The sequence below is a fragment of the uncultured Shewanella sp. genome, from assembly GCF_947497935.1.
Taxonomy (GTDB): Bacteria; Pseudomonadota; Gammaproteobacteria; order Enterobacterales; family Shewanellaceae; genus Shewanella.
This window is the reverse complement of record NZ_CANMIO010000052.1, coordinates 1-551: the sequence shown is the minus strand read 5'-3', so window position 1 is coordinate 551 and position 551 is coordinate 1. Positions and strand designations below refer to the sequence as shown.

Below are 551 nucleotides of genomic sequence, written 5' to 3'. Positions count from 1 at the left end.
GTTGGCGTACCATTCATCATCGTATTCATGAACAAGTGTGACATGGTTGATGACGAAGAACTTCTAGAACTAGTAGAAATGGAAGTTCGTGAACTTCTATCTGAGTACGACTTCCCAGGTGATGACCTACCAGTTATCCAGGGTTCTGCTCTTAAAGCTCTTGAAGGCGAGCCAGAGTGGGAAGCTAAGATCCTTGAGCTAGCTGAAGCTCTAGATACTTACATTCCTGAGCCAGAGCGTGCTATCGATGGTGCATTCATTCTTCCAATCGAAGATGTTTTCTCAATCGCTGGTCGTGGTACTGTTGTTACTGGTCGTGTAGAGCGCGGTATCATCAAAGTTGGTGAAGAAGTAGAAATCGTTGGTATCAAAGAGACTACTAAGTCAACTTGTACTGGTGTTGAAATGTTCCGTAAGCTTCTTGACGAAGGTCGTGCTGGCGAGAACTGTGGTGTTCTTCTACGTGGTATCAAGCGTGAAGAAGTTGAACGTGGTCAAGTACTAGCTGCTCCAGGTTCAATCACTCCACACACTACTTTCAAGTCAGAAAT

At 44.8% G+C, this 551-nt stretch carries 1 protein-coding gene; it reads left to right on the top strand.

From position 1 onward, the window contains the following. A partial coding sequence (locus tag Q1A86_RS21135) for an EF-Tu/IF-2/RF-3 family GTPase (protein ID WP_299811428.1) occupies positions 1–551 on the top strand: 551 nt, incomplete at both ends.